The 26,317-nt window shown below is 38.3% G+C and carries 28 protein-coding genes; 8 read left to right on the top strand and 20 right to left on the bottom strand.

Features of this window, described 5'->3' with window-relative positions:
• Positions 1 to 36 precede the first annotated feature (36 nt).
• The gene (tsaD, locus tag G8E00_RS10120; protein ID WP_166224284.1) at positions 37 to 1,056 is read right to left on the bottom strand and encodes a tRNA (adenosine(37)-N6)-threonylcarbamoyltransferase complex transferase subunit TsaD; all 1,020 of its coding nucleotides are present in this window, start codon (positions 1,054 to 1,056) and stop codon (positions 37 to 39) included.
• A gap of 144 nt (positions 1,057 to 1,200) precedes the next feature.
• Here tsaD and rpsU point away from each other — a divergent pair, with 144 nt between their 5' ends.
• Entirely contained in the window at positions 1,201 to 1,416 is a 216-nt protein-coding gene (gene rpsU / locus G8E00_RS10125) for a 30S ribosomal protein S21 (RefSeq protein ID WP_001136722.1), read from the top strand.
• A gap of 37 nt (positions 1,417 to 1,453) precedes the next feature.
• Positions 1,454 to 1,900, top strand: coding sequence for a GatB/YqeY domain-containing protein (locus tag G8E00_RS10130; protein ID WP_166224287.1), 447 nt, complete (start codon positions 1,454 to 1,456; stop codon positions 1,898 to 1,900).
• 214 nt (positions 1,901 to 2,114) lie between these two features.
• On the opposite strand, the gene G8E00_RS10135 is transcribed toward G8E00_RS10130, so the two are convergent.
• From G8E00_RS10135 to G8E00_RS10195, 13 genes are all read right to left on the bottom strand, one after another.
• Positions 2,115 to 2,477: a hypothetical protein gene (locus G8E00_RS10135; RefSeq protein ID WP_227591180.1), complete on the bottom strand. Its 363-nt coding sequence runs from the start codon at positions 2,475 to 2,477 to the stop codon at positions 2,115 to 2,117.
• A 330-nt stretch (positions 2,478 to 2,807) separates the two neighbouring features.
• Positions 2,808 to 4,247: a M48 family metalloprotease gene (locus tag G8E00_RS10140; RefSeq protein ID WP_166224290.1), complete on the bottom strand. Its 1,440-nt coding sequence runs from the start codon at positions 4,245 to 4,247 to the stop codon at positions 2,808 to 2,810.
• A 96-nt stretch (positions 4,248 to 4,343) separates the two neighbouring features.
• Complete coding sequence (locus G8E00_RS10145; protein WP_166224293.1) at positions 4,344 to 5,312, bottom strand: 2-hydroxyacid dehydrogenase; 969 nt, start codon at positions 5,310 to 5,312, stop codon at positions 4,344 to 4,346.
• Positions 5,313 to 5,491: 179 nt separating this feature from the next.
• The gene (locus tag G8E00_RS10150; protein ID WP_166224297.1) at positions 5,492 to 6,211 is read right to left on the bottom strand and encodes a hypothetical protein; all 720 of its coding nucleotides are present in this window, start codon (positions 6,209 to 6,211) and stop codon (positions 5,492 to 5,494) included.
• Between the two features lie 167 nt (positions 6,212 to 6,378).
• A complete protein-coding gene (locus G8E00_RS10155; protein ID WP_166009265.1) occupies positions 6,379 to 8,268 on the bottom strand; it encodes a M48 family metalloprotease in 1,890 nt (629 codons plus the stop codon).
• 172 nt (positions 8,269 to 8,440) lie between these two features.
• Positions 8,441 to 9,979, bottom strand: a complete 1,539-nt coding sequence (gene purF, locus G8E00_RS10160) for an amidophosphoribosyltransferase (RefSeq protein ID WP_166224301.1) — start codon at positions 9,977 to 9,979, stop codon at positions 8,441 to 8,443.
• A gap of 24 nt (positions 9,980 to 10,003) precedes the next feature.
• A complete protein-coding gene (locus G8E00_RS10165; RefSeq protein WP_166009261.1) occupies positions 10,004 to 10,597 on the bottom strand; it encodes a CvpA family protein in 594 nt (197 codons plus the stop codon).
• Positions 10,598 to 10,600: 3 nt separating this feature from the next.
• Positions 10,601 to 11,605 carry a quinone-dependent dihydroorotate dehydrogenase gene (locus G8E00_RS10170; protein WP_166226514.1) on the bottom strand — a complete coding sequence of 335 codons (1,005 nt, stop codon included), beginning with the start codon at positions 11,603 to 11,605 and terminating at the stop codon, positions 10,601 to 10,603.
• A gap of 89 nt (positions 11,606 to 11,694) precedes the next feature.
• Entirely contained in the window at positions 11,695 to 12,174 is a 480-nt protein-coding gene (gene gspM / locus G8E00_RS10175) for a type II secretion system protein GspM (RefSeq protein ID WP_166009259.1), read from the bottom strand.
• Positions 12,174 to 13,316 (bottom strand): type II secretion system protein GspL, encoded by a 1,143-nt coding sequence (gspL, locus tag G8E00_RS10180; RefSeq protein ID WP_166224304.1) that lies wholly within the window; start codon positions 13,314 to 13,316, stop codon positions 12,174 to 12,176. The genes gspM and gspL overlap by 1 nt, the downstream gene beginning before the upstream one ends.
• A 53-nt stretch (positions 13,317 to 13,369) precedes the next feature.
• Positions 13,370 to 13,825, bottom strand: coding sequence for a phosphohistidine phosphatase SixA (sixA, locus tag G8E00_RS10185; RefSeq protein ID WP_166224307.1), 456 nt, complete (start codon positions 13,823 to 13,825; stop codon positions 13,370 to 13,372).
• Between the two features lie 79 nt (positions 13,826 to 13,904).
• Positions 13,905 to 14,978, bottom strand: coding sequence for an NAD(P)H-dependent glycerol-3-phosphate dehydrogenase (locus G8E00_RS10190; protein WP_166224310.1), 1,074 nt, complete (start codon positions 14,976 to 14,978; stop codon positions 13,905 to 13,907).
• Between the two features lie 79 nt (positions 14,979 to 15,057).
• Positions 15,058 to 15,633 (bottom strand): nitroreductase family protein, encoded by a 576-nt coding sequence (locus tag G8E00_RS10195; RefSeq protein ID WP_166224313.1) that lies wholly within the window; start codon positions 15,631 to 15,633, stop codon positions 15,058 to 15,060.
• 221 nt (positions 15,634 to 15,854) lie between these two features.
• Between G8E00_RS10195 and G8E00_RS10200 the strand changes: the two genes are divergently transcribed.
• Positions 15,855 to 16,238 (top strand): hypothetical protein, encoded by a 384-nt coding sequence (locus G8E00_RS10200; RefSeq protein ID WP_166009249.1) that lies wholly within the window; start codon positions 15,855 to 15,857, stop codon positions 16,236 to 16,238.
• Between the two features lie 72 nt (positions 16,239 to 16,310).
• On the opposite strand, the gene rhlB is transcribed toward G8E00_RS10200, so the two are convergent.
• On the bottom strand, positions 16,311 to 17,462 hold the full coding sequence (gene rhlB / locus G8E00_RS10205) for an ATP-dependent RNA helicase RhlB (protein WP_166009247.1): 1,152 nt from the start codon (positions 17,460 to 17,462) through the stop codon (positions 16,311 to 16,313).
• A 106-nt stretch (positions 17,463 to 17,568) separates the two neighbouring features.
• Positions 17,569 to 17,781 carry a cold-shock protein gene (locus G8E00_RS10210; protein WP_004822370.1) on the bottom strand — a complete coding sequence of 71 codons (213 nt, stop codon included), beginning with the start codon at positions 17,779 to 17,781 and terminating at the stop codon, positions 17,569 to 17,571.
• Between the two features lie 368 nt (positions 17,782 to 18,149).
• On the opposite strand from G8E00_RS10210, the gene G8E00_RS10215 reads away from it, so the two are divergent.
• From G8E00_RS10215 to G8E00_RS10225, 3 genes are all read left to right on the top strand, one after another.
• Positions 18,150 to 18,392 carry a sulfurtransferase TusA family protein gene (locus tag G8E00_RS10215; RefSeq protein WP_227591357.1) on the top strand — a complete coding sequence of 81 codons (243 nt, stop codon included), beginning with the start codon at positions 18,150 to 18,152 and terminating at the stop codon, positions 18,390 to 18,392.
• A gap of 150 nt (positions 18,393 to 18,542) precedes the next feature.
• The gene (gene rpoH, locus G8E00_RS10220; RefSeq protein WP_166009243.1) at positions 18,543 to 19,412 is read left to right on the top strand and encodes an RNA polymerase sigma factor RpoH; all 870 of its coding nucleotides are present in this window, start codon (positions 18,543 to 18,545) and stop codon (positions 19,410 to 19,412) included.
• A gap of 122 nt (positions 19,413 to 19,534) precedes the next feature.
• Complete coding sequence (locus G8E00_RS10225) at positions 19,535 to 19,900, top strand: DUF423 domain-containing protein (RefSeq protein WP_166224319.1); 366 nt, start codon at positions 19,535 to 19,537, stop codon at positions 19,898 to 19,900.
• 91 nt (positions 19,901 to 19,991) lie between these two features.
• On the opposite strand, the gene G8E00_RS10230 is transcribed toward G8E00_RS10225, so the two are convergent.
• The gene (locus tag G8E00_RS10230; protein WP_166224322.1) at positions 19,992 to 20,603 is read right to left on the bottom strand and encodes a glutathione S-transferase N-terminal domain-containing protein; all 612 of its coding nucleotides are present in this window, start codon (positions 20,601 to 20,603) and stop codon (positions 19,992 to 19,994) included.
• Positions 20,604 to 20,838: 235 nt separating this feature from the next.
• Between G8E00_RS10230 and G8E00_RS10235 the strand changes: the two genes are divergently transcribed.
• Together G8E00_RS10235 and trmB are read left to right on the top strand one after the other, a co-directional pair.
• Positions 20,839 to 22,281 carry a SulP family inorganic anion transporter gene (locus G8E00_RS10235; RefSeq protein WP_166224325.1) on the top strand — a complete coding sequence of 481 codons (1,443 nt, stop codon included), beginning with the start codon at positions 20,839 to 20,841 and terminating at the stop codon, positions 22,279 to 22,281.
• A 315-nt stretch (positions 22,282 to 22,596) separates the two neighbouring features.
• Positions 22,597 to 23,313 carry a tRNA (guanosine(46)-N7)-methyltransferase TrmB gene (gene trmB, locus G8E00_RS10240; RefSeq protein ID WP_166009235.1) on the top strand — a complete coding sequence of 239 codons (717 nt, stop codon included), beginning with the start codon at positions 22,597 to 22,599 and terminating at the stop codon, positions 23,311 to 23,313.
• 78 nt (positions 23,314 to 23,391) lie between these two features.
• On the opposite strand, the gene G8E00_RS10245 is transcribed toward trmB, so the two are convergent.
• The 3 genes from G8E00_RS10245 to G8E00_RS10255 all read right to left on the bottom strand — a co-directional run bounded on the left by G8E00_RS10245 (position 23,392) and on the right by G8E00_RS10255 (position 26,308).
• Entirely contained in the window at positions 23,392 to 24,132 is a 741-nt protein-coding gene (locus G8E00_RS10245) for a fatty acid desaturase family protein (RefSeq protein ID WP_227591358.1), read from the bottom strand.
• Positions 24,133 to 24,420: 288 nt separating this feature from the next.
• Positions 24,421 to 25,191: a Rossmann-like and DUF2520 domain-containing protein gene (locus G8E00_RS10250; protein WP_166224328.1), complete on the bottom strand. Its 771-nt coding sequence runs from the start codon at positions 25,189 to 25,191 to the stop codon at positions 24,421 to 24,423.
• 94 nt (positions 25,192 to 25,285) lie between these two features.
• Positions 25,286 to 26,308: a DUF1311 domain-containing protein gene (locus G8E00_RS10255; RefSeq protein WP_166224331.1), complete on the bottom strand. Its 1,023-nt coding sequence runs from the start codon at positions 26,306 to 26,308 to the stop codon at positions 25,286 to 25,288.
• Between the last annotated feature and the right edge of the window lie 9 nt (positions 26,309 to 26,317).

Below are 26,317 nucleotides of genomic sequence, written 5' to 3' on the forward strand. Positions count from 1 at the left end.
AAGAGGCTTCGGCCTCTTTTTTAAGTTTGTTGATTGCTACCCTACTTGTTCAGGTTTTTCTAGCTCAGTCATCGGCCAACGCGGTGTGGTCGTAACTGACAAGCCATCTTGTTGACCGGCTTTTAATCGTTGGTATCCTGCAAAAGCAATCATTGCACCATTATCTGTACACAGTGCAGGCTCTGCATAATAGACTTGTGCTTTGATTTTGGCTAAATCTGCCTCTAAACGTTCACGAAGACGTTTATTGGCACTCACACCACCCGCAATCACCAGGCGTTTTAAACCACTTTGTTTTAATGCTTTAACTGACTTTTTGACTAAAGTATCAACCAAGGCTTCTTGAAATGACGCCGCAATGTCTGCTTCACGACCTTGCCCTTCAACTTTTTTTAACTGATTTGAAACAGAAGTTTTCAAACCACTAAATGAAAAGTCCAAACCCTGATGCAACATTGGACGAGGGAAATCAAACGCGCTGCTATTGCCTTGTTCAGCCAGTTTGGAAATGTTTGGACCACCTGGATATGGCAATCCCATCATTTTTGCAACTTTATCAAAGGCTTCACCAGCCGCATCATCAATTGATTCACCTAAAATTTCATACTCACCAATACCGTGCGCCGCCATCAATTGAGTGTGACCACCTGACACCAATAATGCGACAAACGGAAATTCCGGTGGAGTTTTTGAAAGTAATGGCGCAAGCATATGACCTTCCATATGATGAACACCAATTGCAGGTTTATTCAGTGCAAAAGCCAAAGTACGTCCAAAAAGCGCCCCTGTCATGAGTGCGCCCATCAGACCTGGGCCACGCGTATAAGCGATCGCATCAATTTCAGACTTTTTCACACTACAATCATCAAGCAATTGATTTATTAGTGGAATTAATTTTCTCACATGATCGCGAGATGCCAATTCTGGCACTACACCGCCGTACTCTGCATGCAATTTAATTTGGCTATAGAGCACTTGTCCTCTTAAGCCAACTTCACTGTCATAGAGTGCGAGACCTGTTTCATCACATGAAGTTTCTAAGCCCAGAACGATCATTAAACTGCCTTTTACACATTTCAAAATATTGCTAAAGCTATTATAGACTTGTGGTATGAGATGTAAATGAGTAAAATACTGTCCTTCACTTGTGACTCTGTGCAATCGTGCACTTAGTCTTATCCATAAACTAGAGGATTCTTCATGCCACAAGTTAAATTGAAAGAAGGCGAACCAGTAGACGTAGCTATCCGTCGTTTCAAACGTTCATGCGAAAAAGCGGGTGTTTTAGCTGACGTTCGTAAACGTGAATTCTACGAGAAACCAACTCAAGAACGTAAACGTAAAAAAGCTGCTGCTGTTAAACGCTACCAAAAGAAATTGGCGCGCGAATCAGTACGTACTACTCGCCTTTACTAAGATTAATTTGTGATTGATTGACTGTCTGGACATATAGATGACTACTTTAAAGAACCAAATCACTGAAGTTTTGAAAGCAACTATGCGTGCTAAAGAAATGAATAAGTTAACGGTAATTCGTAGTCTACAGGCGGCAATTAAGCAAATCGAAGTCGATGAGCGCGTTGAACTGGATGATAGTCGAGTTCTCGCGGTCATTGAAAAGCAAATCAAACAACGTAAAGAATCGATTAAAGCCTTTGAAGGTGCTAATCGACAAGACTTAGCTAGTAAGGAACAAGCTGAAGTTGAGGTTTTATCTCAATTTCTACCAGCAGCTATGACTGAGGAAGAACTTGATTCAATCATTGCGCAAACGATTACTGCGCAAGAAGCTACTAGCATGAAAGATATGGGTAAGGTGATGAATTCTCTACGTCCGATCATAGCCGGACGTGCCGATCCTGCACAAGTTTCAGCTAAAATCAAAGCCAAACTTGCATAATTCCCACTTCGTCTTTACACATCACAGTTTGATTTGGACTGTTTAACTGCTTTATTTCAGATGAGTCATCTTTTGAAAATAAAATATAGGTTAAATAGCCCAACTCTACCCTTCTGATTTTTTAACGTATCAGTTTAATTTTTAAAAGATTAATTTTTAAAAGAAAAAACATCACTTCTTGTTGTAACTCATTATTCTTTAAAAATTCTCTAATTTAATTCAAATTACATTGAATACCATATCCACTCAAAATTTCCATTTCCTTCGACATCAGCACTTTATTGATAATATCTTGCTTAGTTAAATTCGAGTAAGAAAATGGCAATTCACTTCGATTACGATCAGTTGCCTGATAAAAGCTATCCGCATAGCGTTGTAAAATGCCACAGAATTCTTGTTTCTGCTCTGGTTTAAATTGAGTAATTGAAGGATCTAAACTTTTTAGAAATTTTTTCATATCAAGACTATATTGCTCAGAAATTTTCTGAATGTCTTTAACATAACGAACAGGTACTTTATCCGCAAAAACTTGTGATGCAGTCATCATAGAAAGTACGAAAATAATAATTTTTTTCATTTTAAAATCAAACACTTTATTTTTATCTAGCTTAATAAATTCCTTTAAAAAAGGGAAGAAATATTATTCAAGAACGTCCAATTATTCAGCATTTATTGTCAGTATTTGTGAAAAAGTAAAAGACCATCATCACTCCCCGCAAAATCATTGTATTGATTGTTTTTGAACACAAAAATGGATGATTCCCTAGATAAAATATGAATCATTAGCCAGTTTACTTACGACTGGAATTTATGTTGAATTTAATCTACCAATCAATATCAACTTGCAAAATATAGGTCATGATTAAAATTTAAACATCTTGTTTTTCTAACAAATAAAAACCATTTACTAAATTTTAAGTTGCCTATCAGATTGCATGGTTTTTAGTCGTGCATCAATGGTCGAAGTCATTGAAACATTTCCTTTTGCCAAACGCTGTGCATGCAATAATGATTTTATTGCCCCTTCTTCAGCACCATTCCAAAATTGAACTTCAGCACGGTAACGCAATACATTGATGGTTCGCATTGGATTATCCTTGTCCAAATTGGCCGCTTGTTGTAATAGCTGCCAACCTAAAACATCACGAGGATTATTCAATACAAATTTATTGACCAATTTTTCAGCTTCTTTAGGCTGATTTTTACGTATATATACTTCTGCAAGCTTGTAACTTGATGCTCGATTTTCAGGAATTACCCGCTGCTTAGCAAGAATGGTTTGTAATGCAGCATCATATTTGTGTTGCCCCAAATAAATATCGGTTTGAATAAGATGAAGTAAGCTGTGATTCGGCTCCAGAGTTTTAGCAATATTCATTTGTTGTTGTGCCAATGCATAATCACCTTGACGTAAATAAAACTCACTTAAGGCCAAAACACCTGCAAAATTTCGATGATTTGCTATGGCTTTCAACTGATTTTCATTGGTTTGATTACTCAGCACCGCTGTGTGCCATTTAATCACATCAAAGTCCTGCTGATCAGATTTTGATTTTACTGCTGGAAATTGATTGGCTCTTAAACGTGCCTCGCTCATACGCTCTGATGTTAAAGGGTGAGTCAACCAAAAGTCAGGCAAGAAACTGACTTTCGTGGTTGCTCGATCCATAGTTTCAAAGAAATCTGCCATACTTTGTGGGTTAAAACCCGAACCATACATAAACTGCATCCCAATACGGTCTGCCTCACGTTCTTGGTTGCGACTATAACTCAGTTGACGATCCAGCAATGCAGCTTGTGTGCCCATCATAATCGCACCACCCACATCACCATCTGCTTGTGAAGCCAGAGCTGCGCCCACAATAATCCCTGCCAGTGCGAGTAAACCCTGCCCCTTAAACGCTTCTTTGGAACGACTATAATGGCGCTGTGACACGTGTGCAATTTCATGCGCCATCACCCCTGCAACTTCATCCAAATTTTTAGATGAAGTAATCAAACCACTATTGAGTGCAAAAAGCCCACCAGGAACTGCAAAAGCGTTAATTTGTGGATCTTTAATCACCACTAAACCAATCGGTCTACCCAGCTGCGTTTGACTTAAGATGCGTGTAAAAACCCCCATGAACTGATCTTGCAACCATGGATCTTGCACCACAGGAAATTGATTCTGCACTTGACGATAGACTTTTTCACCAATCATTTTTTCTTTTTGTTGATCGATTAAGCCAATTCCACCACCAATTTCTGGCACAGAAAAATTAGGACCTTGATGTGAATCAAAATCATGTGCAAATGATAATACTGAACTTAATCCCACACTGATCGCCAGTACGATTTTTTTCAATTTAAACCGCTCAAAATGAAAATTAAAAACACTATAACATTGAATTTAGGATGAATTTGCAATGAAGTGTTATGATTTATTTAAGCCTAATGATGCTTAAGAAAATGTTGGATTCACAATATATCGGGGCTTTTGCTTATTCAATGCTAACTTAAGATTTTGATAAGCCAGATTCGCCATTTTATAACGTGTCTCTAGGGTTGCCGACCCAACATGTGGCAATGTAATCACATTGTCCAATTCAAACAACGCAGTGCTTTGTAATGGCTCTTTTTCATAAACATCTAAGCCTGCTGCAAAAATCTGTTTATTTCGCAACGCATCAACGAGTGCTGCTTCATCAACAACAGCACCACGAGCAATGTTAACGAAAACTGCATGTGGCTGCATCAATGCAAATTCTTTTGCACCAAATAATGCTTTTGAATCAGCGTTTAAATCCACAGTGACCACAACAAAATCTGCACGTTGTAAAAGGTCATTCAATTCACAATATTCAGCATTCAATGCTTCTGCAACTTCAATTTTTTCACGTCGGTTATGATACAAAATATCCATGTTAAAGCCATAAAAACCACGACGTGCAATTGCAGCGCCAATATGACCCAAACCCACAATACCCAATGTTTTCCCAAAAATATCTTGCCCAAATTGAGCAGGACCTGCTGTTCTTTTCCAATGCCCTGCTTTGGTCCATTGATCTAAATGTGCTATTTGACGCGCTGCTCCCATCATGAGCGCAAAAGCCAGATCTGCAGTCGTTTCAGTCAGCACATGTGGTGTATTTGAAAGCCATATTTTTTGTTGATTTAAAAAGTCCAAATCATAGTTGTCATAACCCACACTAACAGAAGAAATAATTTTAAGTTGTTTTGCATTTTTTAAATTGTGTGCACCCAATACACGCCCAGCCCCAATTAAAGCATCAGCATCTTCACTTTCTTTTAAAATCTGCGCATTGACATCGCCTAACTTGGGATCAATCACCACAACGTGATAATTGGATTTTAATTTTGCTAAGATTTTTTCATGAATTTGACTAAATACAACAACTTTTTGATTCATTCTTCATCCCTAATTTCTAGTTTCAATTTTAATTTCTAATTTCTAATTTCTAATTTCAATATCAACGCACGATGTTCAATATTCTCTTCGAATGAAAATTTCTTAAAATATGAATTTGTATCAATGCCATTATCCGTATGGCTTTAAACCAAGTAAAAACATTTTTTAATCTAAGCTATTCAACTAGAGTGACTAGATAAAGTTGTCATCTGCTGCCATAGCGTTCTTTTAAGCTGAGGATTGTCTAGCATTTCTTGCAAACTTGCCAATTGTACAAATTGACCTTTATGCATTTCCTCAGTTAAACACTGTGCATGAATATGACCAATCGCAATAATACGCTTTTCAGTACGAATCGAATCTAAAAAACCTTGGATATAAAGCGATGCACCACGCCCATCTTGAAAGCTTTGTAATGCAAATGGCCACTTGAGTTCATTGTATTGTCCAGAAGCAGCCTTTTGAATATTTCGCCACAAATCTACCTGATCTTCACTCAATTCCGTGGCATTCACCAATAAAGTATAGTTCTCTGTAGAACAAGCTTGCAGGACAAAAGGATCCACTTCAATGGATTGACCATTGCTATGAAAAACTGCTGTTTTTGGTAGTTCAGTTTCAACATACTCAACAGTCTTCACTTCTACTTTTTTTAATAATAAAGATACTTCTTGCGCAGCATGGGTATTCTTGGTTTCTTCTTGTATGTTCTGATGTTGCGTGCTGGGCTGTAATACTGCTTGAGTATGGTCGGCTTGATGATGATGAATTACAGGATATTCAGGCGCAACTTGATCACGATACAATGCATCGGTTATGGTACGAGTAGGCACATCAGTTTTAGGCACCCAAAGATCAATGCCTAATACAGCTAAAATACTCCGCTGATGTTCGACCATATTTACATTCATCAAATCATAACTGGCATAAATGGGGTGGCTATTCTAACGACTTTTATTTCGTTTTGCTGATTTTTATATCTTCAAACAGAACATGTTTTCATGCAAATCATTTTTCATGTACTGTTCAATGAAAAATGCTTAAAAACCACTCGTATTGTAACGCATTACATAATCATTAGACTATTTTTCTTATGCATTTGATCGAGCATTTGTTCTGTTTCAAAACCTAAACGCCAATACAATAACTCTAAAACATCGAGTTCATCTTGTGTGATGATTCGATCATTCCAAAGACAGGTTTCTGCAATCCCTAAAATAATTAAACGATCACGTAATAGCAAACCTGCAATATCATTTAAAATTTCACCTAAATCAATCGGTTCATCTGAAATTTCTTCATAAAGCTCCAACTCTTCAGACGTTAAAATACGCTCTAAAATTTTATAACGCACTTCAAATTGATTGGCACTATTGATTTGTTGAACATGCAGTAATGCATCAACAAGGCGAACAATTTGTGGCTTTGCTTCTTCCAATGAACTTGGACGATGAATGGGCATAAGACCCAGCTCAGCTTTCACTCGTTCTATCAATAATGCATCCAATAAACCAATTTCACCATCTTCCTGAATAATTTTAGCCAACTTGGTAATAAATTGTCGTGCACTCGTGGCTGGCATGTTACCTAGATTGATACATGCTTCGTGAAAAATTTGAATGTGTACGCGACCATCAATGTTCAAAAGTGAATCGACGATCGCTCGACTCACTGGCGCTTCTGATGGAATAAATTCCCGGTATTGACGAATCATCAAAATTGCGACCATCACCTCTCTTGATCCAGTCGAGGTTTGCATCGCGCGTTGAATCAAATCTGGTCGCCCCATCTGTTGCCGTATTTCGCTGTTTAAAGGCTTAATTGCATCATTAATCGCAAAACTAATCGGTGATAAGCGAAGTAATGGTAAAGGCTGCGGAGACATCCAAGGGTTGTATTCCTCACTCATTGAGTCTTCTAATGAGCGCATTAAGCTAAACAACGGCTGTGTTCTGAGTTTTTGTAAGTTTTCGAGTTGTAAGTCTTGTAAAAGATTTGGGTTTAACTCATAGATACGATCTTTAATATTGGGATGAATATTCATCCAACTTTGCGGACTTAATGAGTTGGCAAAACACATATGCGAAATGGCTTCAGAATACTCACTGTGAATTTGTGAACCTGCATGGTGCACATAAATACGAAGCAACGTTTGCACATTGGCGTTATTCAGCATTAAACGTTTGGTTTTATAATCATTATGAAATGTGCGTCCGCCCAAAGTCAGGTATTTAATTAAACGGGTAATCAACACCCCTAAACTTCCAATTAACCAAATCACACCACCAATGGCAACAAAACTGGTTTCCAACTTGTGACGACGACCATTGAGTTGACGGTTAAAGCCTTGCTTAGCAATCTTACTGCCCCATTGACTAAAGGTAATGAGTCCACTGTATAAAATTTTCAGACGGGTATTTTCACGAGCTTCACCTGACAAAATTTGATTAAACTCATGGCCTAACAAACCGTATAACTCAAGCTCATCTAAATTTTGTAAAGCACCCCAAGTTAAAATAATGACCGTATCTTTAGGGTGAAAACCTGCAACCAGCGCATTTACACCAACTTCATCTGGCAATACATAAAGCGTAGGTACATCAATATCAAAGTTTTCCGCCAGTCTTTCAGTAATTCGAAGTGCAACACTTTCTTCAGGTACACTTTCAGAATGACGTAATGGACGTGCTTTCAATTGTTTGGCTAATGAATGCCCTCCCGCACGGAAGACATAAAATTCATATAAAACCGAGCTTCCAATCACGATGGTTAATATCGCAATCCAATATAAACTCAGAGAATGCCAAAATACAGGTTCGTTTGGATCAAGATAATGAACCAACAATCCCAAAACCGTGTTTAAAATAAAGATGGCTAAAATGACCACAAGCATACAAATGCTTGCAGACCACACAATATTTTTGTTTTTTGAAAAATAATAACTTACATCTTTCAATGTAAAATTTCCTGATTACATTGTGTCCATCATCATAAAATAAAAAAGTGGGAAAATCCCACTTTTATTCAGTTTATCAATAGAATTTATTACTGCCCTGTCTCTTCAAAACAGGGCGAATGATTTCCTCTGAATTGCAACAGTCCTGATTTTTGACTATCACATTTTTATTTTACATTTCTTTTATGCCACTTAAGTCAACTGATGCTGCATCAACATTGACATCGATATAACCATCTTTGGATTTTTTTGCAGTATCGTTACGACGTTGCTCTAAATCATTCAGATAGGCTTCATTGATCCCGCCAGCAACATAAATTCCATCAAATACAGAGCAATCAAACTCACGTAGATCTGGCACTTTTTTGGTACGCACTGCATCCTTTAAATCTTCCAAATCTTGGAAAATCAGACGATCAGCACCAATCATTTCACGAATTTCTTCAACATCACGATTGGATGCAATCAACTCATCTTTGACTGGCATATCAATACCGTACACGTTTGGATATTTCACCATAGGTGCAGCAGAAGCAAAGAATACTTTTTTTGCACCAGCGTCACGTGCCATTTGAATAATTTCATTACAAGTTGTACCACGGACAATCGAATCATCGACCAAAAGTACATTTTTACCTTGAAATTCAAGCTCAACTGGGTTCAATTTTTGACGTACTGATTTTTTACGTTGTTGCTGACCTGGCATAATGAATGTACGACCGATATAACGGTTCTTCATAAAGCCTTCGCGAAACTTCACACCTAAAATATTGGCAAGTTCTAATGCGGAAGTACGTGATGTATCTGGAATTGGGATGACCACATCAATGTCATGAAACTCACCCCATTCACATAAAATTTTATGCGCCAGTTTCTCACCCATTTTTAAACGTGCTTTGTATACCGAAATACCGTCAATGGTGGCATCTGGACGAGCAAAGTATACATATTCGAAAATACATGGGAAATAACGTGGATTTGCTGCACATTGCTTAGTGAAAAGCTGACCTTCAGCATCAATAAAAATCGCTTCACCAGGCACAACATCGCGTTCTACTTTAAAACCAAGTGCAGTTAATGCAACGGATTCAGATGCAAGGATATATTCTGTACCGAGTTCAGTTTCGCGAGAACCTAAAATCAGCGGTCGAATACCATTTGGATCACGGAAACCGACAATCCCATGACCTGTAATCATCGCAACAACCGCATAACCACCTTTGCAGCGCTCATGCACACGCGTCACAACATGAAAAATATCATCTGCTGTTGGATTTAATTTGGCACGCTTTTGCAATTCATGTGCAAAAACATTGAGTAACACCTCAGAATCCGAATCCGTATTCATATGACGTAAGTCAGTTTTGAATAAATCATCATGAATTTCTTCAGCATTGGTGAGGTTACCGTTATGCGCTAAGGTAATCCCGTAAGGAGAGTTCACATAGAATGGTTGAGCTTCCGCGCTGCTTGAAGAACCTGCAGTTGGATAACGAACATGACCAATACCATAATTACCCAATAAAGCACGCATATGGCGAGTATGAAACACGTCGCGCACCATACCATTGTCTTTTCTTAGAAAAAGACGACCATTGTCGCAAGTTACAATCCCTGCAGCATCTTGTCCCCGATGTTGTAACATCGTTAATGCATCAAACAACATTTGGTTAACGGGTGATTTACCAGCTATACCAACAACTCCACACATAGCAACCTCGCAGACAAGCTAGGATTAATAAAAAGGGTTTTTCGTTGAATGTGATGATGAATCTTCTGAATTTTTGGAATGATTTTGATCTGTTTCAAAATCTCGATTTCGTTCAGTAGAGTCATCTGATTTTATATGACTTAAAGCTTTGTTTGCCGTTTCTTTAGACAATTCTGTAGCCATTGGTGCAAAAGGTAATAATGCTTGAATAAATTTGGATTGTTTCCATTGTGGAGAACTATCAAAAAAAGAACCCAGTCCTTGCATAGTTATGAGGACGATCATCAAACCTTTCAAGGCACCAAACGCACCACCCGCCAATCTGTTTAGCGGACCAAGCTTTAAGGTTTTTAAAATTCCATTCAATAATGCGGTGACAATCCAAGTACAAACAATGATCACCATGACAATAAATGCAAATGCTGCAATTTTTTGCACCACAGGATCTTGGCTTAAGGCTGACATTGCTGGAGCAACGACATTGGCATATTTTGCACCCACAATCAGGGCAAAAATCCATCCAATGAAGTTCGCTAGGGCTTTAACGAATCCATGTCGCAAACCGTTAAGCCCTCCAATGAGCAAAATAATCAGTATAAATATATCAATGTAATTCATAGACTACGTCATAGCATGCACACAATCTTTAATCAATGTGGGACCGGTATAAATCAATCCACTGTAGATTTGAACAAGATTGGCACCTGCTTGTTGTTTGGCTGTGGCCTGCTCACCAGATAAAATTCCACCCACACCAATCAAAGGAATTTGACCTTTCAATAATGTGGCAAATGCAGCAAGGCACTGTGTACTTTTCTCAAAAACTGGCGCACCAGATAAACCACCTGCTTCATCACCGAAAGGTAAATGCTCAACCCCTTCACGAGACAAAGTTGTATTGGTCACAATCAAGCCATCTATCTTAAACTGGAGCAATTGAGAGGCAATAAATTCAACATCAGTTTCAGTTAAATCAGGCGCAACTTTCAATACCAAAGGGACATAATGCTGAAATTCATCAGCCAACTCCATCTGACGTTTTTTCAACGTTTCAAGTAGTTCTGTAAGCGCATGACCACTTTGTAAGCTACGTAAATTTTTAGTATTTGGGGAAGAAATATTCACAGTAATGTATGACGCGTAGTTATAGACTTTTTCTAAACAAATAAGATAGTCATCTACGGCATTCTCAACAGGCGTATCGGCATTTTTACCAATATTAATGCCCAGCACACCTTTGAAATTTGAGACTTTGACATTTTCAATTAGTTTATCAACGCCATCATTATTAAAACCCATACGGTTAATAATGGCTTTGGCTTTGGGAAGACGGAATAAACGAGGTTGTGGATTACCAGATTGTGGACGAGGTGTAATGGTTCCAATTTCAATAAAACCAAAACCTAAACTTGCCAGTGCATCAATGTATGCACCATTTTTATCTAAACCAGCAGCTAAACCAACAGGATTAGGAAACTCAATACCCATACATTGTACAGGTTTAGGTTGAATCACTTGACGCATTACACCCATTTTATAGGTCGATTTAAGTAATGATAATGTCAAGTCATGTGCACGCTCTGGCGCCAAAGAAAATAGAAATGGACGAGCAAGCGAATATAACATATCCAAAAAGTCTACTGCTTTTTAAGTTGCCACATTATATGCACAGACTTCAGAAAAAACCATGCCTGTCATATGTTTATTTTCACCGTCTATTGTACTGTTGCTGTTAATTTAATCTGTCCTGCGCTTTTATTTAATTCAAGTTTTTCAATGCTCAAACCCGCTTGCGCAAGTTGCATTATAAAATTTGCAAGGACAGCGTAATTCGCATGTTCAGCCACAATTTGAATCTGCTTGCCTACTTCTTGAGCAGCAATCGCTAAACCTTGTTGTTGTGCAACACGTTGCACCTTATCAGCGGTTGTCAAACTTGAATCATTATTGGGCTTCATGCTGGCAACATTACTTTGCATCCATACCAAAGTATCTTTAAGTTCAGTTAAACGTTTTTGTTGCTGATTTGCTGCAGCATTGGTTTTCCAAAGTCCATACCCCACCAAAGCAACCGTGACAATAATGGCTCCTGCAATCACCATGACACGTTCACGCAAAGACAAACTGGCCAAATAATCTTGAACCCGCTCAAGCATTGCATCCGTTTTTTCTTGAAAACTATTGATCGATTTCATTATTGTATTTTCACCGAACCCAACACATTTGAATCTTGTGTTTGTATATTGCCTAACTCCGCCTTAAAGCCTTGCTGATTCAATTGTGAAACTAATGTTTGTAAACCTTGTGCACTTTTAGCAATCAAATCCATATTCAAGCTTGAAGCATCATAATTAATCCGACTGGCGATAATTTGATGTTGCATCAGTACAGGTCCAACTCTGCTCAATAGCTGTAGTGCTTGCGTATTGCCATTTCGATTGGCATCTAATTTATATTGAAATTGACTCTTTAGATTTTGTTCTGTGATGGGCGTTGGTTCATTAAACCAAGATTTATATTGCTGTATTGCAATTACCGCCGTTTGATCTGCCAATTTTTTCAGCTTCGCCCAACGTAACAAATCATAGCTAAATTGAACCAATAACAGGCAAACTAAAACCGCCGCACATGCTTTCCAATACCCAGCGACCTGACTTGATTCCCCTTTCTGTTTAGGCAAAACATTAAAGGGGTGCTGTTTTGGTTTTGCAGGTGCTTCAAACTGATAATTATAATGCTTGAGTGTCTCTGTGGTTCCCACCGCAAACAATTGATTACTTTGTTCTTGGCTAAGACCATCGTACTTAAAAACTTGATCACGAGAAATAATCTCTAAATACAGACTTAAATCATCAATCGAGTTGCCATGAAATTCATGATCTCTTGCCAAAAGACGACCATTGATTTGAGTAATGATGGTTTCTTTCTGTTCTGGTTTCGGCAGAATTAAAAAATCAGGCAATAATGCTGTTATTTTTACTGGAATAAGTGTTAACGCATGTTGCATGGTCTGAACAGCGTTTTTTGCAATGCCCAAAACGGATACCTGATCTGGTGCTTGAAAATGTGACAGCACGCTCATGTGATCGATGGGCAAAATGACAAATTCTTCAAGCAAATAGCGAATGCCATCTGATCCTAATTGCTTATATTGAGTCTTAGCCATCGTTTGCTGAAGAATTTGAACTTCACGGCTTGGGAAAAAAACCACAGCATCCTGCCCCTGATACGGCGTAATATCCTGAATCAGTTGTTCCAGACTTTTGGCTTGAATCCATCTATCGCCCTTTGACCATTGCCAAACCCCGTCGGCTTCAGGCATCCACAAATACAACATTAATCTTATTCTGCCTTATTATTAAATTGTTTGTTGCTTGATCTTAAAGCTTGTTATCGTGTCGGTACAAATGCTTTTTGTTGTGTCGACAATCCATTTGCAATGACACTTTGTTCATAAATACGTGCTTCAGCCAAAGAAAATGCATGGAAATGCTCATGTGCCAGTTGTTCCGCAATATGTGCAACAACATTCATATGACACACCACAACGATATTTTCAAAAGGTAATTGAGACAACCATTCTATGGCATCTTTCGCATCGTCATCTGGCTTAATTTTATCACAAATGAGCGTCGTGACATTTGGGAAATGCCTTTGAATATGTGCCAATGTTTCTTGTGCCCGAACCAACGGGCTGACAATAAAAATATCTGGCTGAACCTGTTCTTTTAAATATGCAGCTGTCTGTTCAGCCTGTTGATGCCCTCGCACAGTCAATTGGCGTTTGCTATCGTTACCATCATATGCTGGCGAAGCTTCACCATGTCGAACCAAGGTCAGTTGCATATTATTCCTTATAAATCATTATTTAAGCAGATTGATGTCCTATCAGGCATCAATACACTGTGTTCTACGGATCAAAATATCATACTTTATTGTGTGGCAACACAAATTCCACATCGCTTCGATGACCGTTTTTCATCAGTGATACTGCGATATTGAGTGGTGGAGCATTTTCATAGATCACTTCATATAAAGCAGTGGTAATGGGCATATAAACATCCAACTCTTGTGCACGTGCATTCACTTGTACAATCGTATTTATACCTTCTGCCGTTTGCCCCAACTCTTTGGTGGCTTGTTCTAATGTTTTACCAGAACCCAAAGCAAAACCGACTTGATAATTTCGACTTAAAGGGCTGTTACAGGTTGCGAATAAATCCCCTACACCTGATAAGCCTAAGAAAGTCAGTGGGTTTGCACCAAGCTTAACTGCAAAACGACTCATTTCTGCCAATGCTCGAGTCAAAATCATACTCTTGGTGTTTTCACCGACTTTATAGGCTGCTGCCATTCCCATTGCTACAGCGTATATATTTTTCAGCGCGCCACCAAGCTCAACACCATAAACATCATCACTGGCAAAAACTCGGAACAACGCGCTATGTAAAGCTTGTTGAACAGCATATCGAACTAATTCAGAATGACTGGCAATCACTGTTCCAGCAGGCTGTCCTGCCATAATTTCCTTGGCTAAATTTGGACCTGACAAGACCCCATAAGGCACTTCTGGCAATTCTTCACGAATAATATCGCTCATAAAGCTAAATGTTTTCGCTTCAATGCCCTTGGTCAATGAAATCACAGCTTGAGCACTGATAAACGGCTTAATTTGACGAATTACATCTCGAAATGAATGACTCGGAATTGCCACCAAGATAATGTCACGATCACGAACTGCTTTTTCTAAATCCGTTTCAGCTCTTAAATTGGCTTCAAGTGTAAAATCAGGCAAATAACGTTTATTAACATGTGCTGTATTCATTTCTTCAGCTGCAGCTTCATCACGGATCCAGATCATGGTGTCACATCCATTTCGTGCTGCGGTATTGGCCATTGCTGTACCGAAGCTACCACCACCCAAAACGGTAACACGAAGAGCCGTTTTCTGGTCGATCACCACTGGCTCTACAAGATCTGTAAACTTCAAATCTGCCATTATTTTTTTATCCTAAAATCAAAAAAATTAAATCATCCACTCATCATGAATGATGAAAACCTATCAGCATACTGATTGTTTATTGATGCCAAAACTGTACATAAGGTTGGGGATCTATATTTGCACGTGGTGCAATCGCCTTGACTGCTGTACCAATATAAATAATCCCAGAAATAAGATCATGCTCTTTCAGACCTAATGCCTGTTTAAAATGGCTCGATTCAACCACAGCCCCACTACGCCACATGGTTGAAAAACCTTGAGCCTGCAAAGACAATAAAAAGTTCTGAATTGCAGCACCTGTACTGAGTGTCTGTTCAAAATACGGTACTTTAGGGTGATCTTGAAATTTGGTCACTGCAACCACTAACAAAGGTGCTCGATATGGATGATTTTTAACACGTTCAATTTGTGCATCTTCAATAGTACCCAAATCACGAGTCGCATCAGCCAACAGATCACCAAATGCTTCACGATGTTCGCCTTGTACCACAATAAATTGAGTGGGTTTTAAGCGATGATGATCAGGCGCAGTCAAAGCCGCCTTAAAAGCACATTCAAGTTGCTCCGCATTGGGTGCGGGTTCAATTAAATGACCGATAGACTGACGTTGATGAATATTGTCATGCACTGCGTGGAGGTTTGATTCTGACATGTGGCAATCGATCTTATTAAAAACTCTCAAACACTAAGCTTAGCATAAACTTGAAAAATTACTCCATATCCATTGTCAGCGTTGATCAGTTCGATTTTTTCACATGAAAGCATGATAAAACTTCATTTCTTATACAATTAATCTTTAATTACTCCCAATCCTCTGCATATGATGGTTAATATATTCAATATATTCTTTTTTTTAGAAACATTGAGGACACGATGAACAAAACGCTTACGCTTACAGCGACACTCCTAACAGCAGGCTTGTTAACAGCTTGTGCATCTACTCCTACTCAAACACGCGCTATTCAAAATGCGAACAATCAGTATGAAGTAGCGGGTTTAGGCAATAGCCAAGTGATTTCTAAAAATAATGCCATTGATGCTGCTTACAAAACCTGTGGTAAAAAAGCCACACCTGTTTTAGCCAGTGAAAAGACAGAATACAATGGTGCGCTCAAAGGCGTAGTCAGTGAAAAAACTGGACAAGTGGTGACGGCAGCGACTTCGGTATTGGGCTCTATTTTTAGCAAAGGCATTGGCTTAGAAAAAGATACTGACTACCAAACTGTGCTTACCTTTACTTGCCGTGCAACAAGTTAATTTCTAGTTATAAAAAAAGTCCCTACTGGGACTTTTTTTAATGCATACATTTATTGCATACATTCGAAATCATTAGCAATAACCATCTAAACGCGTCAATGGAATCTTTTGACCAATGGCCTTTTCAATCTCTGGTAAATAAAAAGCATCATCTTCAGACAGGAAGCTAATGCTCACCCCACGTGTACCCGCACGACCTGTACGACCAATACGGTGTACATAATCATCGGACTGTTCAGGTAAAGTGAAATTCACGACATGCGATACGCCGTCGACATGAATACCACGCCCAGCAACATCAGTCGCAATCATAATGTTGTGTTGACCATTTTTAAATTGATCTAGCATTTTAGTCCGTTTGTCTTGTGCAATTTCACCCGACAACATTACAACTTTATAACCATCACGTTTTAAATGATCATACAGTTTACGAACTTGGTCACGGCGATTGGCAAAAATCATAACTTTTTCAATCGGCTCATCACGTAGAATTTCTTCAAGTAATTTGTATTTATCTGCCTTACCCACTACATACACACGTTGCTCAACATCAGCATTGGTTTTCTTTTCAGGTTCGATTTCAACCGTTACAGGTTCGAACAGCCATTGCTGAGCCAAATTCAAGACATCATAACTAAAGGTTGCCGAGAACATGAGGGTTTGACGTTGTTCTTTACGTGGTGAAAAACGCACAATACGTTTAACCGAAGGGATAAAGCCCATATCTAATAAACGGTCAGCTTCATCAATGACCAAGAATTCAATTTGATCCAGCCATACTTCTTTTTGTTCAGCGAAATCGATCAATCGACCTGGAGTTGCCACAATGATGTCAACAAAGCCTTTATCCAGCTGTTTCTTCTGCTTATCAAAATCGACACCGCCAACCAAAGTCACCACATTTAAGTCTGTGTATTTGGTCAGTTCGCGTGCATCACTTTCAATTTGTAATGCCAACTCACGTGTTGGTGCCAAGACTAAAGCTCGTGGTTCACCACGATAACGCTGTCCAGTCAATGGATTTGACAACAAGTCATTCATCACACTGATTAAGAAGGCAGCAGTTTTACCCGTACCAGTTTGTGCACGCCCAATCGCATCATGCCCTGCCAAAGTATATTTCAATACTTTTTCTTGGATTGGGGTCATTTCTTTAAACCCTAAAGCATCAATCGCTTTCTTCAGTTGCGGATGTAAATTAAGGGTTTCGAAACCAGATGACATATATACGTGCTCTACGGTCAGATAGTAAAATTATGGGTATTATAAAACAAAAACGCCCCAATTCATCAAAATTGGAGCGTTATCCTCGTTTATTTAAAACGGAGGATTAGTCTAAAGGCTGAACTTCTTCAGCTTGAAAACCTTTTTGACCTTGTACAACGCTAAATTCAACACGTTGACCGTCACGAAGTGAACGGTGGCCGTCACCTTGAATCGCACGGAAATGAACGAAAACATCATCACCGCCAGCGCGCTGAATGAAGCCAAAACCTTTAGTATCGTTAAACCACTTAACAACGCCTTGTTCACGAGCTGTCATAAGTAAATCCTCAGTTGGTAAGAAAAGGGATCACCCGGTGTTGCAAACAGCAGAGCAAACAAATTTCAAAACATTTTTGTATTTCAAAGCTTGTAATCATTCTGTAAAACTATTAACAAAATCCCGGTTATATCCATTATAAAAAGGGTATAGAGAAGCTCAAAGTCACCCTAGTCCCTAAGTACGCAACGAGCTTAACATGGGTTAAACACAATTAATAGAGTTAATTTTGCAATTTATTCAACAATAATTTGTATATTAATCATACAAAAGACTAAGCCGACACAGATTATTAAGTATTTATATATAAATGTCACAAAAAGTAGCTTCATACTCGTAATAATTTGTTATAATACAACTATTAACTTATGCATTTTATTTTGGAAATGACAGCAAGAATTGAAATAGATGCACTGGGTAAACCCTGTCCAATGCCATTATTGCTTTTAAAGAAGCAACTTAAGCAGAATAATTTGTCACAAAATTATTTATTGAAAGCTTCTGATCCGAACAGTGAAATTGACATTACTCGATATTGCCAAATACATCATTACACATGCACTATACAAAAAATTTCTTCAGATGAAATTCATTACTGCATTGAAGTGTAATACACAATAAATTGGCGCCATGTTCATCAATCATGAATAAATGTCGTATATATAGTTACATTTCACTACCCAAATTTCCTTAATTATGTATGCTATACCAATTAATATGAATCTATTGGTTTTAAAACTATTATCCTATAAGGAGTTCTCATGAGTGACAGCAGCAATCAATTGATGCCCCTGTCATTGTCTGCGCCTGGGGTAAATCTTGGTGCTTATATCAGCACTGTAAATCAAATTCCAATTTTGACAGCCGAACAAGAAAAAGAGTTGGCTGATCGATATTTTTACGATCAAGATTTAGATGCTGCAAAAATGCTGGTGATGTCTCACCTTCGTTTTGTTGTACATATTGCCCGTAGTTATGCAGGTTATGGCTTACCACAAGGTGACCTCATTCAAGAAGGTAACCTCGGTCTAATGAAAGCGGTTAAACGTTTCGACCCTAACATGGGTGTGCGTTTGGTGTCTTTTGCCGTGCATTGGATCAAAGCTGAAATTCATGAATATGTGATTCGTAACTGGCGTATTGTTAAAATTGCGACCACAAAAGCGCAGCGCAAATTATTCTTTAATTTACGTAGTCTGAAAAAATCCAGCAAAAAATTGACGCTCGAAGAAGCACAATCGATTGCCAAAGATTTAAATGTCACCGCTGAACAAGTGATTGAAATGGAAGGTCGTCTGACTGCCTACGATGCTGCTTTTGAAGCACAAGGCGACGATGACGACGAAAATTCAACCTATGTCGCGCCAGCACTGTATTTAGAAGACAATCGTTACGACCCAGCACGTTTAATCGAAGAAGAAGATTATGAAGAACAGAGCACGTCTGCCCTTCATACTGCGATGGAACAGCTAGATGATCGTTCTCGCAATATTTTACAACGTCGTTGGTTAGATGATGACAAATCGACATTGCATGAATTGGCTGCTGAATATAACGTTTCTGCTGAACGTATTCGTCAGTTAGAAAAAAATGCCATGGATAAAATCAAAGTGGCGATGTCCTCCAATTAAATTTAATGTTTCAAATGCACACTCGATGCATTGATCAATTTTGAAAGGGCTTCTGCCCTTTTTTTCATTGCATAAGAATATTATGCTAATGTTTGTTGATTATTCATTTATCGAGTCAAGTTATGTGGATTGGTATTGCCGCAATTAATTTAGCCATTGCTGTGATCTTAGGTGCTTTTGGCGCACATGGTCTAAAAGCACGTGCCTCTGTTGAACAATTGGGTTGGTGGCAAACTGCTACAGATTATTTCTTTTATCATTCGCTTGGACTTTTAGTATTGGGTGTCATTGCTAAAGTTTTACCTGAGCTCTCGATAAAACCGAGTTTTTTGTTGATCCAAGTTGGCATCCTTTTTTTCTCTGGTTCTCTTTATATTATGGCGTTTGGTTTACCACGTATACTCGGTGCGATCACTCCTATTGGTGGAGCATTAATGATCGCAGGTTGGTTAGTACTGGCTTGGAATGCGTTTAAGCTTTCAAATTGATGCTTTTCAATTCAACTGAATACGATCAACAAATCAAAAAATATAAAAAAACCACTTCAATTGAAGTGGTTTTATTTTTCAAAAGGGAAAACTAAGCAATTAAGCCTTCATCACGCATTGCGATTTGAACAGATTGTCTTGCTGCAACTTTATTACGAATCGCAATAATATTTTTATATGGCGTTAAATCGTGTTCAATACCGTTTGACCAATTTGTTAACACAAATAAATAGGCATCCGCTGGACCAAAGTTATCATCCACTAAATATTCATTGTCTGATTCACCAATGGTTTTATCGATATAAGTCAACAGACGATCAATTTCAGCATAGGCTTTTTCTTTGGCTGCATCATCCAATGGCGCACCAAAAAATACGGCGTATGCATCATGCAGTTCAGAGTTTAAATACCCTAACCATTCTAAAACTTTGGCACGCCCCAAACCTGATGGCGGAATAAGATCTTGCTTCGGATCATGCTGGGCAAGAAAAGGAAGGATTGCAACATTTTCAGTTAAAATTAGGCCAGGATTAATCTCCAATGCTGGCACATATCCTTTTGGATTCACTTGGTAGTAATCTTCGCCTTTTTCGGTCTTGTGCGATTTTAGATCTACTCTAACCAAATCAAAATCGACATTAATTTCATTTAAAATAATATGAGATGCGAGTGAACATGCACCAGGTGAATAATACAGCTTCATAAATTTTCCTTGTTTTAACCGTCTTTATTAAATCATTTATCTCTATCTTCTGTTTTAAAGTGCCTTAAGATATTTTTCAAGTTCAAGGCGACCTAAAATTGCAAGCAAGCGTAACTTTCACATTAAGCTCATTAAGTTATCGTGGTTGTTTGAATATTTTTCAAGTAAATAATGCTCACTTTTCATTTTCAGATGTTTTAACATACGCACCATTCAAAAAAGTGTAAGGTCTACAGTGATCAGTCTTAAAAAAGAGGAATGGTTTTCCAATATCCGTACCGATGTATTGGCAGGTTTAGTCGTTGGTTTGGCGTTAATTCCTGAATCTATTGCATTCTCTGCAATTGCAGGGGTTGATCCGCAAGTTGGATTGTATGCCTCTTTCTGTATTGCAGTCACCATTGCTTTTTTGGGTGGTCGACCAGCGATGATTTCAGCCGCGACAGGCGCACTAGCATTACTGATGATCACTTTAGTGAAAGAACATGGCTTACAGTATTTGCTCGCAGCGACAATCTTAACTGGGGTCATTCAAGTGATTGCTGGCTATTTTAAAGTGGCTAAGCTCATGCGTTTTGTATCGCAAGCCGTGGTTTATGGTTTCTTAAATGCTTTAGCCATTTTGATCTTTGTTGCTCAATTTCCTGAAATCAGCAAGATGGATAGTACAGCATATCTCTTTGTTGCTTTGGGATTAGCCATTGTCTATCTATTTCCTTATATTCCAAAGATTGGCAAGGCGATTCCTTCACCGCTGATTTGTATCGTGGTACTGAGCTTTTTGGCTATGTTCTTAGGTGCTGATATGCGAACTGTGAGCGACCTAGGACATTTCCCAGATACATTGCCTATTTTCCTTTTACCCGATATTCCGCTGAATTTTGAAACCTTAAAAATTGTTTTTCCTTATTCGATTACCCTTGCGACAGTAGGTTTACTTGAAACCATGATGACCACTACAGTGGTCAATGAAGTAACAAATTCTGAAGGTGACCGTCATCAAGAATGTCGTGGTCAAGGTTATGCCAATATCGTCAGTGGTTTTATGGGCGGTATGGCAGGTTGTGCCATGATTGGTCAATCGATTATTAATGTGTCTTCTGGTGCACGTACTCGTCTTTCTACCCTAGTTGCTGGTATTTTCTTACTGTGTTTAGTGGTATTTTTAAAAGATTGGCTCGCATATATTCCAATGGCTGCATTGGTGGCGATTATGATTATGGTGGCATTGACCACCTTCCAATGGGGCTCAGTCAAACAATTTAAAAAGCATCCTATGTCGTTTAATATGGTGATGATTGCAGTAATTATAGTGGTACTTGCGACGCACAATTTAGCATTGGGTGTATTGATTGGCGTCCTACTTTCCGCGTTGTTTATTATCAATAAACTGGAAAGCTCTGTGAAAGTCGAATCACATTTAACTCAACCAAACACCCGTCAATACCTCGTACACGGACAAATCTTCTTTAGTAGTTCTGAGAAATTTTTCCAATTTTTTGACTTTAATGAACAGGTTCAATCGGTTGAAATTGATTTAACCCATGCACATATCTGGGATATTACTTCAGTGAATATGTTGAACAATGTGGTTCAGAAATTTAAAGATCGTGGTATTGATGCTCAAGTGGTTGGCATAAACGAAGCTACCAGTACATTGATTGATCAGATAAACTAAGCGCTTCATTTGCATCCTGATTGAAAAAGAGTCTTTATGGCTCTTTTTTCAGTTTGTGAGTTAGATAAATTTTATGACTGCTTATCTACTTTATGTTTTGAAGTAAATGCCTTGATGATCCTATTTATTCAAGATTCAAATCTGATGCTGATTTTTATTCTTGTTTCTATCCATTTTTTTATCCATGTTTTTATACATCTTTCTGTGCATGCTTATTTAGTTGAATGAAACACATCACAATCGATGAAAAAGGTTTGACTTGCCTGCCTCAGGTCTTAAAATACCGCATTCAAATTTTTTTCATTTGCCAAAGTTATGTCGAACGATCAATTAGACCCGCAAGTTGTAGAATTAGACAACTTGAACGAGCATCGCGAAATTGTGACATTTATGCGCCGTTCATCTCCACTAAATACTTCTCAACGTACTGCGCTTGAACAATATGGTCACCTAATTTTGGAATATCCTGTTGGCGATTTACGTCAACATTTTGAACACCCAGAACGTCCACTTACCGTTGAGATTGGTTTTGGTATGGGTCGCTCATTGGTACTGATGGCAAAAGCCAATCCTGAACGTAACTTTGTCGGGATTGAAGTGCATGTTCCTGGTATTGCACAATGTGTATATGAAGCAGGTATGGCAGGTTTAACCAATTTACGACTTCTTGATGCCGATGCAATTCAAGTGCTTCGTGAAATGCCAGATAATAGCATTAACGCTATTCAACTGTATTTCCCAGATCCTTGGCAGAAAAAACGTCATTTTAAACGTCGTTTTGTCTCTCATGACCGTATGCCGTTGGTTGAAGAGAAACTTGAAATGGGCGGAACGTTCCACTCTGCAACAGACTGGGAACCGTATGCTGAATGGATGTTGGACGTACTCGATAATCGTCCACGTTTAGAGAACTTGGCCGGTAAAGGTAACAGCTACCCTCGACCAGAATGGCGTCCACAGACTAAATTTGAACGTCGTGGTTTAGAAGAAGGCCACAAGATTAACGATTTCTACTTTAAGAAAATCAAGTAATACGACTCGATTTTTACATACAAAAACAGGGCAAATTGCCCTGTTTTTTATTGACTCTAAATATTGAAATTAAGAAGTTTAAAACACCGTTCGAATTTCTACATTTGGATCATGTTCATCTAAGCGTTGAGCAATGATGTGTAACTTTCGAGTTGGCACAGCAGGAAAAAGATGATGTTCAACGTGGTAAAACATATTGTAGGTCACGATCCGCTTAAACTCATTACGCACGGTACGCGCCATGTAAACATGATCTTCTGTATCATGATGCACCGTCCAAACGGCAAAAAAGGCGGTCATACATTGACCAATGAGCATGACACATACATGGTATTTCAACACCGTAATATCAAACACAGTAAAAACCATTGCAATGAAAATAATATTTGCCAATAACTCAGCTATCATCCATTTTCTTTGAATTTTGCTTCCAACCTCAAAAGCCTTTTTATGAAGCATCAATGGAAAAGCAGGACCAAATAACAAGGCCTGCCACCAACGCATACGTGCACTTTTGGCTTCGACATCTTCATCTTGCATACAATGTTGATGATGTCTGAGATGATTAATTTGTACGGCATGCATTGAGCCTAACATTAAGATACTAAGTATAAACATCACCCAATGGGTAAGCTGCTTAGACAAGCCCAATGCAAAGTGAAAGGCATTATGGACCTGACGCAACCCTGTCAAAAAAAACATAAATGAACAGAACATCGCAACCGGATACCATGTCAAAAATGCGAATACAAATGAGGCCATAAACCATGGCAAGGAAATCAATAATTCACTCAGCACATCTTTCTTACTGAGGTACATCAAATCGTGCCAAGGCACTTGTTATAATAATTGCTGTTGTATATTCATGTTTTTCTCTATTCATTATTAAATTTCTTTCATAAGAATTATTTTTATAACACTATTAAGCAATACGATGAATGAAACCATAGATCCTATTCAAAGCATAAAAATTGCAAATAATAAGAAAATGAAACATCCTCTTTAAAACATTTATAAAGCATTTCATCTCCTGAATGCTTTTATAACCGTTTGATGTAAACATATAAGCGCATCTGTATTCGGGACAAAGCTAATCTAAGAAAGAATTTATATTCTATTCATAATAGCATCACTTAAATCATGGTAAATTTTTTTTAAATCATCCCGATGAAGTTCCTTCAACATTTTCTCATGCATATTGATAATATTTTGATCCTTTCGAACCGCAGGTCCAGTTTGTACTGTTTGAGGAGCATGCTGTGTAGCTTTATGTGCTGTTTCGATCATCAATGGATATAACAAACTAAAATCAACATCTCGTGCATCCACCACTTGTTTTGCCATGTCGTAACAATAATTAGTGAAATTACAAGCAAATACTGCCGATAAGTGTAAGCTTAAACGCTGTGCTGAATCGTAGTGATAAACACGCTGGCTCAGCTGATTGGCGATATTTGTGAGCAAGCTCAAATCAGCATCCTGACTGGCTTCAATCAATAAAGGCGTTGTCTTCCAGTCAATGTCTCTCTCTAAGCTAAATGTTTGCAATGGGTACAATACGCCACAGCGCGTATGATACTGCTCTAAAATATGGATATGTGTACTGCCCGATGTATGGGCAATCAATACATCATCAAAATATTCTGCAATGCCTTGAATAACTGTATTGATGGCTTGATCACTCACCGCAATAACCAACACGTCGATATGTTGTTGCATTTGTGAAAACTGGTCACACGCACGAGCAGATACACGCTGCGCCAATTGTTCAGCATATTCAATAGATCGACTATAAATATCGACAATCTCATGATCTTGATGCAATGCTTTTGCTAAATGTGTCGCTACTCGCCCTGCACCGACCAAACTAATACGCATGATGGTAAATCCTTAAAATTTTGCACAGCATGCCAATAAAAAAAGGACGAATCAATTCGTCCTTTGGTTTTTTAGCTTTCAAAAACACATTTAATTAAAAAACATTGTTTAAATAAACAATACGTTCGTTGGTGCGTTGGTTGAAACACTTGGTATATTGCATATCAACATTTTGTTGCTGCATTGCATCGTCCCAATAATTATATTGTTTTTGATAGGTTTCCCGTTCGCTATCAGAGAGGTTATATGCAGGTTTTTGTGCAATGACCTTACAATCAATATCACGTTTTTCAAACCACTCAGATTGATCTTGCTGCAGTTCTGCCTTCTGTTCATCACTAAAACGATCCCATGTTTGATTCAAGCGCTCAACAACCTTACTCTTTTCCTCATTCAATTCTTTTTTTCGGATATCCATGGCTTTTTGCGCCAATTCAACCTGTTCAGCATTTTTAAGGGTATTTTGAGTCTGCTCTTCTTTGATACTTGAATTCTCTTTAACATAAGCCTCATATTGAACAGCTTTTTGAGTAATGATGACAACAGCATTAATGACATCGTCCTGTTGGCGAGTGCTTAATGAATAACCCTCTTTGTCGGTCTTAATCACATTAAAACCAAATTTACCTTTGAGATAATCATCTTGAACGGTCAGTGGAACTTCACGACCATCCAAATAATCCATTAAGGTAGAATAGCTGCTCTCACACTCATCGCATTCACGTTCTACCTCTGCTTCTAAATAGGCATTTTCAGCACGTTTTAATAAACCCTTAGGGAAATTCACAACGATTTGCCCTTCACACTCAAGCTCATTGGTTTTATTTGTATCTGGAGTGAGGGTACGAATGCCTTTAATCTCAAATTTCAAACTGTCATTAATTTTTTTCAATAAAGCTTGATCTGAATGATAGTAAGAAGTTTCTCTTAGACGCTTATCAATTTTTTTCAAATATTCTTGTTTTAAAAAATTCTGTAGGTCTTTTAGATTACTTTCGCTGGTACAGCTCCATTCCGACGCCGTGGTCGCTGTATCGTCTTTTTTTGTCTTGAATTTATCACAACCACTAAAGAGTAAAGTTGTAGCTAACATACTGATGATTAATGTCTTATTCATTATGAAACC

The sequence above is a fragment of the Acinetobacter shaoyimingii genome (genome assembly GCF_011578045.1).
Lineage (GTDB): Bacteria > Pseudomonadota > Gammaproteobacteria > Pseudomonadales > Moraxellaceae > Acinetobacter > Acinetobacter shaoyimingii.